Annotated in this window: 11 protein-coding genes and 1 pseudogene; 9 read left to right on the top strand and 3 right to left on the bottom strand. The window is 71.5% G+C overall.

The window, feature by feature from the left end; translation table 11 throughout:
- Window positions 1-124 precede the first annotated feature (124 nt).
- Both ACZ3TS_RS06360 and ACZ3TS_RS06355 read left to right on the top strand, forming a co-directional pair.
- Window positions 125-1,018, top strand: coding sequence for a biotin--[acetyl-CoA-carboxylase] ligase (locus ACZ3TS_RS06360; RefSeq protein ID WP_467614142.1), 894 nt, complete (start codon window positions 125-127; stop codon window positions 1,016-1,018).
- A 149-nt stretch (window positions 1,019-1,167) separates the two neighbouring features.
- Window positions 1,168-2,307 (top strand): adenylate/guanylate cyclase domain-containing protein, encoded by a 1,140-nt coding sequence (locus ACZ3TS_RS06355; RefSeq protein WP_467614140.1) that lies wholly within the window; start codon window positions 1,168-1,170, stop codon window positions 2,305-2,307.
- A gap of 579 nt (window positions 2,308-2,886) precedes the next feature.
- Here ACZ3TS_RS06355 and ACZ3TS_RS06350 read toward each other — a convergent pair.
- Window positions 2,887-3,483 (bottom strand): hypothetical protein, encoded by a 597-nt coding sequence (locus tag ACZ3TS_RS06350; protein WP_467614138.1) that lies wholly within the window; start codon window positions 3,481-3,483, stop codon window positions 2,887-2,889.
- Between the two features lie 227 nt (window positions 3,484-3,710).
- On the opposite strand from ACZ3TS_RS06350, the gene ACZ3TS_RS06345 reads away from it, so the two are divergent.
- The 3 genes from ACZ3TS_RS06345 (at window position 3,711) to hutH (ending at window position 7,385) form a co-directional block, all read left to right on the top strand.
- The gene (locus tag ACZ3TS_RS06345) at window positions 3,711-4,517 is read left to right on the top strand and encodes an enoyl-CoA hydratase/isomerase family protein (RefSeq protein WP_467614137.1); all 807 of its coding nucleotides are present in this window, start codon (window positions 3,711-3,713) and stop codon (window positions 4,515-4,517) included.
- Window positions 4,518-4,621: 104 nt separating this feature from the next.
- Entirely contained in the window at window positions 4,622-5,761 is a 1,140-nt protein-coding gene (locus ACZ3TS_RS06340; protein WP_467614136.1) for a GGDEF domain-containing protein, read from the top strand.
- An 85-nt stretch (window positions 5,762-5,846) separates the two neighbouring features.
- Window positions 5,847-7,385 (top strand): histidine ammonia-lyase, encoded by a 1,539-nt coding sequence (gene hutH / locus ACZ3TS_RS06335; protein ID WP_467614545.1) that lies wholly within the window; start codon window positions 5,847-5,849, stop codon window positions 7,383-7,385.
- Between the two features lie 65 nt (window positions 7,386-7,450).
- On the opposite strand, the gene ACZ3TS_RS06330 is transcribed toward hutH, so the two are convergent.
- Together ACZ3TS_RS06330 and ACZ3TS_RS06325 are read right to left on the bottom strand one after the other, a co-directional pair.
- On the bottom strand, window positions 7,451-8,248 hold the full coding sequence (locus tag ACZ3TS_RS06330; protein WP_467614135.1) for a hypothetical protein: 798 nt from the start codon (window positions 8,246-8,248) through the stop codon (window positions 7,451-7,453).
- A gap of 41 nt (window positions 8,249-8,289) precedes the next feature.
- The gene (locus ACZ3TS_RS06325) at window positions 8,290-8,595 is read right to left on the bottom strand and encodes a hypothetical protein (RefSeq protein ID WP_467614133.1); all 306 of its coding nucleotides are present in this window, start codon (window positions 8,593-8,595) and stop codon (window positions 8,290-8,292) included.
- A 110-nt stretch (window positions 8,596-8,705) separates the two neighbouring features.
- On the opposite strand from ACZ3TS_RS06325, the gene ACZ3TS_RS06320 reads away from it, so the two are divergent.
- The 4 genes and pseudogenes from ACZ3TS_RS06320 to ACZ3TS_RS06305 all read left to right on the top strand — a co-directional run.
- Entirely contained in the window at window positions 8,706-9,068 is a 363-nt protein-coding gene (locus ACZ3TS_RS06320) for a hypothetical protein (RefSeq protein ID WP_467614131.1), read from the top strand.
- Window positions 9,069-9,290: 222 nt separating this feature from the next.
- Complete coding sequence (locus ACZ3TS_RS06315; RefSeq protein WP_467614129.1) at window positions 9,291-10,556, top strand: L,D-transpeptidase; 1,266 nt, start codon at window positions 9,291-9,293, stop codon at window positions 10,554-10,556.
- A 185-nt stretch (window positions 10,557-10,741) separates the two neighbouring features.
- Window positions 10,742-12,208, top strand: coding sequence for an ABC transporter permease (locus tag ACZ3TS_RS06310; RefSeq protein ID WP_467614127.1), 1,467 nt, complete (start codon window positions 10,742-10,744; stop codon window positions 12,206-12,208).
- Between the two features lie 81 nt (window positions 12,209-12,289).
- Window positions 12,290-12,435: pseudogene (locus ACZ3TS_RS06305) on the top strand (ABC transporter ATP-binding protein); the annotation flags it as partial.

Genomic DNA, 12,435 nt, shown 5'->3' with positions numbered 1-12,435 from the left:
CAGTGGGGACGTGAGGGTGAGGTGCTGAGAGAATGCTCAGAAGAACGAACGGTTACTCATCCGTAGCGTAGTGGCGCACCTACCGATCGGCAGTGCGGCGTTTACCACACCTAGGGTGGCTTGCATGATGCCGCGAGATGCCTCAGACGCGAACGACCGGTCGAACGACTCCGCGGGCGGCGGCGGCCGCTGGTCCGACCTGCAGCGCCCGCCCCTGAACGCTGCCGCGCTGCGCCGGGCGCTGGTGCGGGAGGGCGGCCTCTGGTCCGGGATCGAGGTGGTGCAGCGCACCGGGTCCACCAATTCCGACCTCGTCGCCCTCGCCGCGGCCGGCAAGGCCGCCGAGGGCACCGTCCTGGTCGCCGAGGAGCAGAGCGCCGGGCGCGGGCGGTTGGACCGAGCCTGGACGGCCCCGGCCCGCTCCGGACTGTTCTTCTCGGTCCTGCTCAGGCCCGCCGAGGTGCCCGTCGCCCGCTGGGGCTGGCTGCCGCTGCTGGCCGGGGTGGCCGTCGCGACCGGGCTGGCGCGGGCGGCGGGCGTCGACACGGCACTCAAGTGGCCCAACGACCTCCTGGTCACCGTGGACGAGGAGGAACGCAAGACCGGCGGGCTCCTCGCGGAGCGTGCCGGCGAGGACGGTGTGGTGATCGGTATCGGCATCAACGTCTCGCTCCGCGAGGACGAGCTCCCGGTGCCCACGGCGGGTTCCCTGGCCCTGGCGGGTGCCCGCGGCACGGACCGCGACCCGCTGCTGCGGGCGGTGCTGCGCTCCCTGGAGGACTGGTACGGCCGCTGGCGCGCCGCGAGCGGCGACCCGGTGGCGAGCGGCCTCCAGGAGACGTACGCGGCCGGCTGCGCGACGCTGGGCCGGTTCGTACGGGCCGAACTGCCCGGCGACCGGTCCATCACCGGAGAGGCGGTGGCGATCGACGGCGACGGCCGCCTCGTGCTGGCGACGGAAGAGGGAGTGCAGGAGCCGGTGGGGGCGGGGGACATCGTGCACGTGCGACCGGCGTGAGCGATGACCGGCCCGGGCGTGGCCCGGGGAGGCGGCCCACCCCTTCGTCGGCTGCCCGAGGATGCCGCTGAGGAGTGAGCTACCGCACACCTGCCGTAGAGTTGACCGCGGTCGATACCTGACCGCGGCAGATCGGAAGGGCAGCACGCGTGACCGTCGACGACACGGGCTCGGGCACGGGCGTACACCCCGACCCCGACGGTGAGCCGGGGCGGGACGCACACGCCGAGTCCGACGAGGACCCCCTGGCGCTGCGCCTGGAGCAGCTCATCCTGGGGGCGGAGCGCCGCTACACCCCCTTCCAGGCGGCCCGCAGTGCGGGCGTGTCCATGGAACTGGCGTCCCGTTTCTGGCGGGCGATGGGCTTCGCGGACATAGGACAGGCCAAGGCGCTCACGGAGGCCGACGTGCTGGCCCTGCGCCGGCTCGCCGGTCTGGTCGAGGCGGGCCTGCTGAGCGAGGCGATGGCGGTGCAGGTGGCCCGGTCGACCGGGCAGACCACCGCCCGGCTGGCCGAGTGGCAGATCGATTCCTTCCTGGAGGGCCTCACCGAGCCCCCCGAGCCCGGCATGACCCGCACCGAGGTGACCTACCCCCTGATCGAGCTGCTCCTGCCGGAGCTGGAGGAGTTCCTCATCTACGTCTGGCGGCGCCAGCTCGCCGCCGCGACCGGCCGGGTCGTCCAGGCCGGGGACGACGAGGAGATGGTGGACCGCCGCCTCGCAGTCGGCTTCGCGGACCTCGTGGGCTTCACACGCCTGACGCGCCGCCTGGAGGAGGAGGAACTCGGCGAGCTGGTCGAGGCGTTCGAGACGACTGCGGCGGACCTGGTCGCCGCGCACGGCGGGCGGCTCATCAAGACGCTGGGCGACGAGGTGCTGTACGCGGCGGACGACGCCGGTACGGCCGCGGAGATCGCCCTCCGCCTGATCGAGACGATGGCGAACGACGAGACCATGCCGGAACTGCGCGTGGGCATCGCCTTCGGCACGGTGACCACCCGCATGGGCGACGTCTTCGGTACGACGGTGAACCTGGCGAGCCGGCTCACCTCGATAGCGCCCCGGGACGCGGTCCTGGTCGACGGGGCCTTCGCGGAGGAGCTGATCCGCACGGGCGAGGCGCCCGCCTCTGAGGCGGAGGCCGCCGAGGCAGCGGCCGCCGCGGAGAAGGAGGGTGAGGAACCGCCCTCGTACCGCTTCGCGCTCCAGCCGATGTGGCAACGTCCGGTGCGCGGCCTCGGCGTGATCGAGCCATGGCTGCTGACCCGGCGGGAAGGGCCGTCGTAGTCCGCTCGTACGTCGCGGGTGGGGCCTTGGCGCGCGCACCGGTCGTGGTCCGGACGCCGCCGGTCATGAGGCGGGCTGCCTGGTCCGGAGTGGGTCGTGGTGGTGCGGCCGGGGGTGGGCTGCCTGGTCCGGAGTGGGTCGTGGTGGTGCGGCCGGGGGTGGGCTGGCGGGTCCAGGCGGGTCGTGGTGGTGCGGCCGGGGGTGGGCTGCCTGGTCCGGAGTGGGTCGTGGTGGTGCGGCCGGGGACGGGGCGCCGGGTCCAGGTCGGTTGTCGTCGTGCGCCCGGGGATGGGGCGCCGGGTCCAGGTCGGTTGTCGTCGTGCGCCCGGGGACGGGGCGCCGGGTCCGGGCCGGTCGTGGTCGTGCCCCCCGGGGATGGGGCGCCGGGCCTGGAGTCGGTTGTTGTGGTGCACCCATGCGCGGTCTGCCGGGTCCAGGACGGTCGTGGTCGTGCGCCCGGGGACGGGCCGCCGGGTCCCGGGCGGTCGGCGTTCTGCACTCTGGGGTGGGCCGCCGGGTCCCGGGCCGGTCGTGGCCTGCGGTCCGATGTCGACCGCCGGACGCGCCCGGGGCTTCGGCTCAACCACCCGGTGAGGACAGGCTGTTGACGCACAGCCCGATGATCGGGATGCACAGGCCCGGTCGGCTCGGGTCCGGTGAGGGCGTGGGCGTGGGCGTAGGCGCGGGCGCCGTCGGGGTGGGCCGCGGCTTGGCGGGAGTCGTGGTCGCCGGGGGCTCGGAGGTGCGGGTGCCCGTCGGCGACCACGGCGCTTCGGGGATGCCCGTGGCGGGGTTTGTGGCGCGTGGGGCCGACGAGGACGGGTGTGCGGACAGGCTCGCGGGGACCGTCGCGGCCGAAGCCGGGCTCGCCGCCCGCGTGACAGCGGCCGCGGAGGTGCTCACGCCCCCCGTCGCCGGGCCGGTCGCGACCGTCGCCGCCGTGTCGGTGGTGTCGATCCGGGGCTCGGCCTCCGCGGTCCCGCTCCCGCCCGTGGCCGACTGGGTCGCGAGGCGTACGAGGCTCAGGGACCCGGCGGCGAGCGCGAGCCCGCCGACGGCGAGGACCACACGCCGTCGCCGGGGCTTGCGGTGCCGGCCCGCCGGGCGGAACCGCAGGGGGCCGGTGGCGCCGTGCGTCGCCGCCGTGGTCTCAGCGGTACCCGTGTCCGTCGTCATGCTCGTCCCTCCCCGGTGTGCCCGTACTCCCCCGATGCGCCGCGGTGGGCAGATTATGTGCCGATTGGGGGAAGGTGATGAGGAGACGGCCCGGATGTCACCCGAAAGGGGAGGGGCGGGCCCAAGTGGCCCGCCCCTGGCGCAGGCTCGCGGCGGCTTTCGCAGGGCCGCTTCGGCTGCGATGATCGGGACGTCGGAAGTTAACCCGCGTTAACCGGGAGGGTGTCATGGCGGAGCAGGGCGACGAGCGGCCGTTCGGCGAGTACGTCGTCGTACGGCGGCACGGGTACGTCGCGGAGCTGGCGCTCGACCGGCCCAAGGCGATGAACGCGGTGTCCACGGAGATGGCGCGCTCGATCGCCGCGGCGTGCACGCACCTGGCGGCCGACCGGGACGCGCGGGTGACGGTGCTGACGTCGACGCACGAGCGGGCGTTCTGCGTGGGCGCCGACCTCAAGGAGCGCAACTCCTTCACGGACGCCGATCTGGTGCGCCAGCGCCCTGTCACGCGCGCCGCGTACACCGGCGTCCTGGAGCTGCCGATGCCGACGGTCGCCGCCGTGCACGGCTTCGCGCTGGGCGGCGGCTTCGAGCTGGCGCTGTCCTGCGACCTGATCGTGGCGGACGGCACCGCGGTGGTCGGCCTGCCCGAGGTGTCCGTCGGGGTGATCCCGGGAGGCGGCGGTACGCAGCTGCTGCCCCGCCGGGTGGGCTCGGCGCGCGCGGCCGAGCTGATCTTCACGGCGCGCCGTCTGGAGGCGGCAGAGGCGCGTGAGCTGGGCCTGGTCGACGAGCTCGTACCGGAAGGCAGCGACCGCGAGGAGGCGCTCGCCCTCGCGGCCCGTATCGCGGCGAACTCCCCGGTGGGCCTGCGGGCCGCGAAGCGTGCCCTGCGCCTGGGTCACGGCCTCGACCTGCGGGCCGGACTCGAGGTCGAGGACGCGGCGTGGCGCTCGGTGGCGTTCTCGGGGGACCGCGCGGAAGGGGTGGCCGCCTTCAACGAGAAGCGCAGCCCGCAGTGGCCGGGCGAGTAGTACCGAAGTGCCGGGGTCGTGTCGCCACTGACGCCGGAATGGCCTGCACCCCTGATCGCCGCACCGATGTCTCACATTGTCCTGATCGTCCCTAGCCTGGAGTGATGGGTGAGGACAGTCGGCTCAGTGCGGTGGTGGCGCTGGCCCAGGGGATGGCGGCGGCGCACAACCCGCGGGAGTCCTGGCGGGCCGCCGCGCTCGGTGCGTGCCGGGCGCTCGCCGGGAGCTTCGCCGCGCTCTCCGTGTGGGAGCGCGAGCGCGGACGGCTGCGGGTCCTGGTCAATGTGGGGGAGCGGGCGCCCGAGGAGGAGGAGTTCCCGGAGCGCGAGACCTACCCCGTGCATCAGTTCCCGGAGATCACCGAGTTCCTGCACGAGCGCTGGGCGGGCGGCGGCGGGCCGAGCGCCTGGGTGGAGACCGCGGAGGGCCCGGCCGCGGGGCACGCCGGGTACTGCCACCAGCGGGTCGCCGCGTTGCGCCGACGCGGCCGCGGCTGCTGCGTGGTCGCTCCCGTGCTGCTGCACGGCCGTGCCTGGGGCGAGTTGTACGTCGCCCGTGAGGCCGGCGTCCCCGTCTTCGGTGACGCCGACGCCGACTTCGCCACCGTCCTCGCCTCCGTGGTCGCCGCCGGTATCGCCCAGACCGAGCGCCTGGAGGAGGCCCGTCGGCTGGCTTTCACCGACGCCCTCACCGGTCTCGCCAACCGCCGCGCCGTCGACGTACGCCTCGACGAGGCGATCGAACGGCACCGCGGGGACGGCGTCGCGGTCTCGCTCGTCGTCTGCGATCTCAACGGGCTCAAACGAGTCAACGACACGCGCGGGCACGCCGTCGGCGACCGGCTGCTGGAACGCTTCGGATCGGTCCTCTCGCTGTGCGGCGCAATGCTGCCGGGCGCCCTCGTCGCCCGTCTCGGCGGCGACGAGTTCTGCCTCCTCGCGGTCGGTCCGCCGGCCGACGAGGTCGTCCGGGTAGCCGACGAGGTCTGCCGGCGCGCCGCCGAACTGGAGCTCGGCGACGGCGTCGCCTGCGGGGTCGCCTCGACCGAGGACCCGATCGGTCCCGTCCGTTCGGCTCGACGGCTGTTCCGGCTCGCGGACGCGGCCCAGTACCGGGCCAAGGCCCTGCGCGCGGCGAAGCCCGTGGTCGCGGGCCGTGAGGGGCCCGACGACCCGGTCGTACGCCTGGCCGACGCGCCCCCGCCCTCCACCGGGGAGCGGCGTCGGTTCCGGGGGCGTCGCTGAGTGAAGCCCGGGTCGCGGTAAGGGGTCAACCCGCCACCCACTAGTGACATCATTGAATTCACTGCGTACGCTCCTGAATATGGATATGCACACTGTGGTGGTGGGGACGTCCGGGGTCACCGCGTCCGACGTTCTCGCCGTGGCGCGCGCGGACGCCCGGATCGAGCTCTCCCAGGAGGCCCTGTCAGCCCTGGCGGCGGCCCGCGAGATCGTGGACGCGCTGGCGGCGAAGCCGGATCCCGTCTACGGGGTCAGCACCGGTTTCGGCGCGCTGGCCACCCGGCACATCAGCCGGGAGCTGCGCACCCAGCTGCAGCGCAACATCGTCCGCTCGCACGCGGCCGGTATGGGCCCGCGGGTCGAGCGCGAGGTCGTGCGCGCCCTGATGTTCCTGCGGCTGAAGACCGTCTGCTCCGGACACACCGGTGTCCGCCCCGAGGTCGCTCGGACCATGGCGGACATCCTCAACGCTGGCATCACCCCGGTCGTGCACGAATACGGCTCGCTCGGCTGCTCCGGCGACCTGGCGCCGCTGTCCCACTGTGCGCTGACGCTCATGGGCGAGGGCGAGGCGGAGGGCCCCGACGGCGTCGTACGGCCCGCCGCCGAACTCCTCGCCGAGCACGGCATCGCCCCCGTCGAGCTGCACGAGAAGGAGGGCCTCGCGCTCCTCAACGGCACCGACGGCATGCTCGGCATGCTGATCATGGCGCTGGCGGACCTGGAGCAGCTGTACAAGTCGGCCGACGTCACGGCGGCGCTGTCGCTCGAGGCGCTGCTCGGTACGGACAAGGTGCTCGCGCCGGAGCTGCACGCCATCCGCCCGCACCCCGGGCAGGGCGCCTCGGCCGCCAACATGCTGGCTGTGCTGAAGGGTTCGGGCCTGACGGGGCATCACCAGGACGACGCGCCGCGCGTCCAGGACGCCTACTCGGTGCGGTGCGCCCCACAGGTCGCGGGCGCCGGCCGGGACACGCTGGCGCACGCCCGCCTGGTCGCCGAGCGCGAACTGGCCTCCGCCGTCGACAACCCGGTGGTCCTGCCCGACGGCCGGGTCGAGTCGAACGGCAACTTCCACGGTGCGCCGGTGGCCTACGTCCTGGACTTCCTGGCGATCGCGGCGGCCGACCTGGCGTCGATCGCGGAGCGTCGCACCGACCGCCTGCTCGACAAGAACCGCTCGCACGGCCTGCCGCCGTTCCTCGCGGACGACGCGGGCGTCGACTCGGGCCTGATGATCGCCCAGTACACGCAGGCGGCGCTGGTGAGCGAGATGAAGCGGCTGGCCGTTCCGGCCTCCGCCGACTCGATCCCGTCCTCCGCGATGCAGGAGGACCACGTCTCGATGGGCTGGTCGGCGGCGCGCAAGCTGCGCACGGCCGTGGACAACCTCACCCGGGTCCTGGCGGTCGAGCTGTACGCGGCCGCGCGGGCCGTCGAACTCCGTGAGGGACTGACCCCGGCTCCCGCCACCCAGGCGGCGATCACGGCCCTGCGTGAGGCGGGCGCCCAGGGCCCGGGCCCGGACCGCTTCCTGGCGCCCGACCTGGCGGCCGCGGATGCCTTCGTGCGCGACGGCGGGCTGGTCGCGGCGGTGGAGACGGTCACCGGGGCACTGCAGTAAGGAAGTTGCCAGGCAGCGGGGAGCAAAGCGATCGGGGCCCTGCCGGACGGCAGGGCCCCGACGGTTCACTTCAGCTTGCCCGACTGGGCCTGGATCACCGCGTCCGGCACGGTGTAGTCCTTGCCGGACATCATCGCGCCGAGGTTCATCGTGTAGTAGGTGGCGATGGTGTTGCCGTGGCGCACCACCTGGGCGTGCAGGGTGCCCGTCTTGCCGTCCGTGTCCTCCATCTCGCCGCCGGCGCCGAACGCCACCGACTCGTCGCCCGCCTCCGCGGCCTTCTCGGCGGTGACCTTGGTGAACTTCTGCTCGTCGCCGCCCGAGCCGGCCGTGAAACCGCCGGAGCAGCCCTTCACCGCGTCGGAGACCGACTTCATCGCCTTCTCGGCGCCGTCGCCCTCGTACGACGACAGGGACACGACCGTGACGTTCACGGTCATCGAGTCGGTGAGCGCATCCTCGATCGCGTCTTCCGACAGGTCCTGGGCGGACGTGGAGGCCTTGTCGGTGGGCTTCTTCTCCTCGGTGGCCATGCTGTTGGTCTCCGCCGCCGCGTCACCCGGGGCGAGGCCGCTCATGACGTAGAGGAGCGGCTTGCACCGCTCGTCGCTCTTGATGGCGGTCTTGGAGGCCGGGTACGTCTTGGGGACCGCGCCGACCTTGTACCCGTCCACGTCGCCCTTCGCGATGATCAGCTTCTTCAACTCCGCGGCACTCGGCGCCTTCGCGGCCGCGGCCGGCCCCGAGGAACCGGAGTCCTTGGAGTCGTTCGACCCTCCGTCGGAGCAGCTCGTGATGAGGGAGAGCGACACCGCGCCCACGGCAACCGTGGCGCACAGCCGCACCCTCGATGATCTCTTCATGAACGGACTGTGAATGCCATGCCAAAGGCACGTCAAGCAATTCAAAAATCCATGCGTTCCCTGCGCACCGAGTACGCCACGAAACCCGCGCCCAGGCAGAGGAAGAGGGTGCCTCCGACCACGTACGGCGTCGTGTCGACGCTGCCCGTGTCGGCCAGTTGGGTGCCCGTCGCCGAGGCGTCCGTCTCCGCGGACGTTCGTGCGGATGTCGAGGAGTGCTGTCCGGACGCATCCGGAGTCGCGTTGGCGGACGGGACGAACCACAGGGCCCCCAGCAGGGTCCCCGCGGCGGTGGCGGTCAGCAACGTCCGGCGTGCGGTGGACGTCGATCGACGTGCGGCGGACACGAAATACCGATCCCCCTGTGGTGCTTGCGAATTGGCCGTGTGGAGCGATGCTAGTGAAAGGCGCGGGTCGCGGGAAAGTCGCGCCCCCTCCGGGCCGTACGCTGCCCGCCATGAGCACTTCTGAGACATCACGGTTTGTCCGACTTCGCGTAGAGCTGGTCGTCGAGGTCGCCGACGCCGACGCCGTCGCCAAGGCCGCACTGCACCGGATCGAGGACGAGCCGGACATGCCCGAGGGTGAGCGTGCGTACACGGAAAGCGCAGTGACGGAAGACACTGCAGAGGCCCTCGCCTATCTCATCGATCCGTCCGCCCTGATCAGCGAGGTGCCTGGGGTCGAACTCGCCCAGGCGTCCTGGAGCAGCGAGGAGATCGACTACGACCCGGACTCGCCTGACTGGGCCCTCGGCGAGGATGATGAGTCCGATGACGACGAGGAAGACGAGGAGGACGAGGAGGTCCGACTCGGCTGACGTGTCTTGGGGAAATCGTGACCCCGGGCGGCAACCGGCGCCCGGGGTTCCGTCGTCTCCAGAGGTGTTCCCCCGGCGTCCCGTGTGACACGGAGAGCGTCTGGGCATCCGTCGCACCGACGTGGTGTGGCCCACACATCCAACCGATGTGGAACGGGGCCCACCGGTCGTAGCGTTGATGGTTCTTACGGGGGCTCACGGGGTTTTGGGGATTCGGCAACCATGGAGAAGTGTGTGATTACGGTCAGTAAGCGGCGCAAGGGTCTGGTGACCGCGTCCGCACTGCTCGGCGGAATACTCGTGCTCACCGCGTGCAGCGGAGGCGGCGACGCGGCCAGTGGCAGTGGCGGCGACTCCACCTCGCAGGCAAAGGCGGACGAGGCGGCGGCCAAGAAGGCCTCCGAGGCACAGATCAAGATCACACCGGCGGACGGTTCCGACAACGCCTCCATCAACAACGCCGCCAAGGTGACGGTCAGCAAGGGGACGCTCACCAACGTCACCATGACCACCGCGTCCGGAACCCCCGTCGCCGGGCAGATATCCGCGGACAAGCTGAGCTGGGCGCCCACCAACCAGCTGGAGCGCGCCACGACCTACAAGGTCGCCGCGTCGGCCCAGGACTCCGCCGGCCGTGCCGCCCACGAGAACGCCTCCTTCACGACCGTCGCACCGGCCCACTCCTTCATAGGCAACTTCACGCCGGAGAGCGGCTCCACCGTCGGCGTGGGCATGCCGGTCTCGATCAACTTCGACAAGGCCATCACCGACAAGGCCGCCGTGCAGAAGGGGATCACCGTCACCTCCAGCAGCGGGCAGGAGGTCGTCGGGCACTGGTTCGGCGCCAACCGGATCGACTTCCGGCCCGAGCAGTACTGGACGGAAGGCTCCACCGTCACGCTGAAGCTCGACCTCGACGGTGTAGAGGGCACGAGCGGTGTGTACGGCGTGCAGCAGAAGACGGTCACCTTCAAGATCGGCCGCAACCAGGTCTCGTACGTCGACGCGAAGACCAAGCAGATGAAGGTCACGCAGGACGGCAAGGTCATCAAGACCATCCCGATCTCCGCGGGCTCGCCTGACAACAAGACGTACGAAGGTCAGATGGTCATGTCGCAGAAGTTCAAGGAAACCCGGATGAACGGCGCGACGGTCGGCTTCACCGACAGCGACGGCAAGGGCGAGTACGACATCAAGGACGTGCCGCACGCCATCCGCCTGACCAACTCCGGCACGTTCGTGCACGGCAACTACTGGGGCGCGAAGTCCATCTTCGGCAACGTGAACACCAGCCACGGCTGCGTCGGCCTCTCCGACACCAAGGGCGCGAACGACGCGAGCACGCCGGGCTCGTGGTTCTACAACAACTCGATCATCGGCGACGTCGTGGTCGTGACCAACACCGGTGACAAGACGGTCGCACCGGACAACGGCCTCAACGGCTGGAACATGGACTGGGCCCAGTGGAAGGCGGGTTCCGCGGTCTGAGCCGAAGGCCCAGCGGATCGTCCCCCACACTTCACCCGAGGCGCCCGCCGCCCCCTCCGAGGCGGCGGGCGCCTCGGTCTTCTCACAGGCCTTTTCACGGCGGAGCCGAGGCCGGGCACAGGCTTCTCATCGTTCTTTTATGTCCGGCTTATGGGTTCATCAGGGTGCCTCCCTAGTTTGCGGCCATGTTCTTCACCTACCTGAGGCGCGAACTGCGCCGCCGGAGAAAGGCGGCCCTCGTCGTCGCCTCCGGGCTCGCTCTGGGCATCGCACTGGTCATCGTGGTCAACTCCGTGTCCTCGGGCATGGGGAAGGCACAGGACAAGGTTCTGCAGTCGCTGTACGGACTCGGCACCGACATGACCGTCACGAAGGCGGCCACCCCCGCGTCGGGCAGCTCGCAGGGGCCGCGCTTCAACTTCGACGCCCGTGGCAACGGCTCCGACGAGACCCAGAGCAGCGACCGTGTCATGGTCCAGGGCTTCCAGACCCTGGCCGGCAGCACGGTCGACAAGGTCGGCTCACAGAGCGGCGTTTCGGACGCCGTGGGCGGACTGAGCCTGCGAGTCGTCAAGATCAGTGGCCAGTTCACGCGGGGTCAGTTCAAGCAGAACCCGAACAGCGGCCAGCAGGGCGGCCGGGGCGGGGCTCCCACCGGCCAGCCGCAGGGCCAGGTCGAGGGCGGCGGCGCCAACTTCGACGTCAACAACTACTCCGTCTACGGCACCGACGTCACCAAGCCCGCCCTCGGCCCGCTGACCTCCTCGAAGATCACCAGCGGCCGTACGTTCAAGACCTCCGAGACGAACGCCAAAGTCGTCGTGGCGGACTCGGCGTATGCCAAGGAGAAGAAGCTCAAGGTCGGCAGCACCGTCACCATCAAGAGCGTCAAGTTCAAGGTCATCGGCATCGCCACGGCGGACAGCGGTGACTCGGCGGCCAACCTCTACATCCCGTTGCAGCAGGCCCAGACACTCGCCGACGCGAAGAACAAGGTCACCACGATCTACGTCAAGGCGACCGACTCGAAGCAGATCGCGACCGTCAAGAAGACCATCCAGAAGAACATCTCGGGGACGACGGTCACCACCTCCTCCGACCTCGCCTCCACCGTCTCCGGTTCCCTGTCCACCGCCTCCAGCCTCGCCACCAATGTGGGCAAGTGGCTGTCCATCGCGGTGCTGGTCGCCGCGTTCCTGGTCGCCGGCCTCCTCACGTCCTCCGCCGTCTCCCGCCGGGTACGCGAGTTCGGCACGCTCAAGGCGCTGGGCTGGAAGTCGAGCCGGGTGACCCGCCAGGTGGTCGGCGAAGCCGTCGTCAACGGCCTGGTGGGCGGGGCCCTCGGCATCGCGCTCGGCCTGGCGGGCGCGTACGTCGTCACCGCGATCAGCCCGACCCTGCAGGCGCAACTCGGCAGCGGCAGCGGTGGTGGCGGCGGCTTCGGCGGCGGTCCCGGCGGCGGTGGCTTCGGCGGGCCCGGCCGGCAGGCCGCTGCGAAGACCCTGGAGGTGGCGCTCACCGCACCGGTCAGCGCCACCACCATCACCGTCGCGGTCGCCCTCGCGGTGGCCGGCGGTCTGATCGCCGGCGGCTTCGGCGGCTGGCGCGCCTCCCGTCTGCGCCCGGCGGACGCCCTGCGCCGCGTCGAGTAGAACCCGCCCCGTACAGCGCGCGGCCCGGGGCCTGTCGTCATGGCAGGCCCCAACCCCCTTCCCATCCCAGGAGTTGCACCCATGTACGAACTCAGAGGCGTCACCAAGCGCTACACGCGGGGCAAGGAGACCATCAACGCCCTGGACGGCGTCGACCTCACCATCGGCGACGGCGACCGGCTCGTCATCCAGGGCCCCACCGGCGGCGGCAAGTCCACGCTGCTGCA

Source organism: Streptomyces sp. NPDC022910, assembly GCF_055561075.1.
Note: the sequence above shows the minus strand (reverse complement) of the source record. Positions and strands in the feature narration are given on the sequence as shown.

What these genes read in the sequence shown, in the direction of transcription:
- ACZ3TS_RS06360 (WP_467614142.1), top strand. Translation starts at nt 125, where the DNA reads ATGATGCCGCGAGATGCCTCAGACGCGAACGACCGGTCGAACGACTCC.
- ACZ3TS_RS06350 (WP_467614138.1), bottom strand. Translation starts at nt 3,483, where the DNA reads ATGACGACGGACACGGGTACCGCTGAGACCACGGCGGCGACGCACGGC.
- ACZ3TS_RS06345 (WP_467614137.1), top strand. Translation starts at nt 3,711, where the DNA reads ATGGCGGAGCAGGGCGACGAGCGGCCGTTCGGCGAGTACGTCGTCGTA.
- ACZ3TS_RS06340 (WP_467614136.1), top strand. Translation starts at nt 4,622, where the DNA reads ATGGGTGAGGACAGTCGGCTCAGTGCGGTGGTGGCGCTGGCCCAGGGG.
- hutH (WP_467614545.1), top strand. Translation starts at nt 5,847, where the DNA reads ATGCACACTGTGGTGGTGGGGACGTCCGGGGTCACCGCGTCCGACGTT.
- ACZ3TS_RS06330 (WP_467614135.1), bottom strand. Translation starts at nt 8,248, where the DNA reads ATGAAGAGATCATCGAGGGTGCGGCTGTGCGCCACGGTTGCCGTGGGC.
- ACZ3TS_RS06320 (WP_467614131.1), top strand. Translation starts at nt 8,706, where the DNA reads ATGAGCACTTCTGAGACATCACGGTTTGTCCGACTTCGCGTAGAGCTG.
- ACZ3TS_RS06315 (WP_467614129.1), top strand. Translation starts at nt 9,291, where the DNA reads ATGGAGAAGTGTGTGATTACGGTCAGTAAGCGGCGCAAGGGTCTGGTG.
- ACZ3TS_RS06310 (WP_467614127.1), top strand. Translation starts at nt 10,742, where the DNA reads ATGTTCTTCACCTACCTGAGGCGCGAACTGCGCCGCCGGAGAAAGGCG.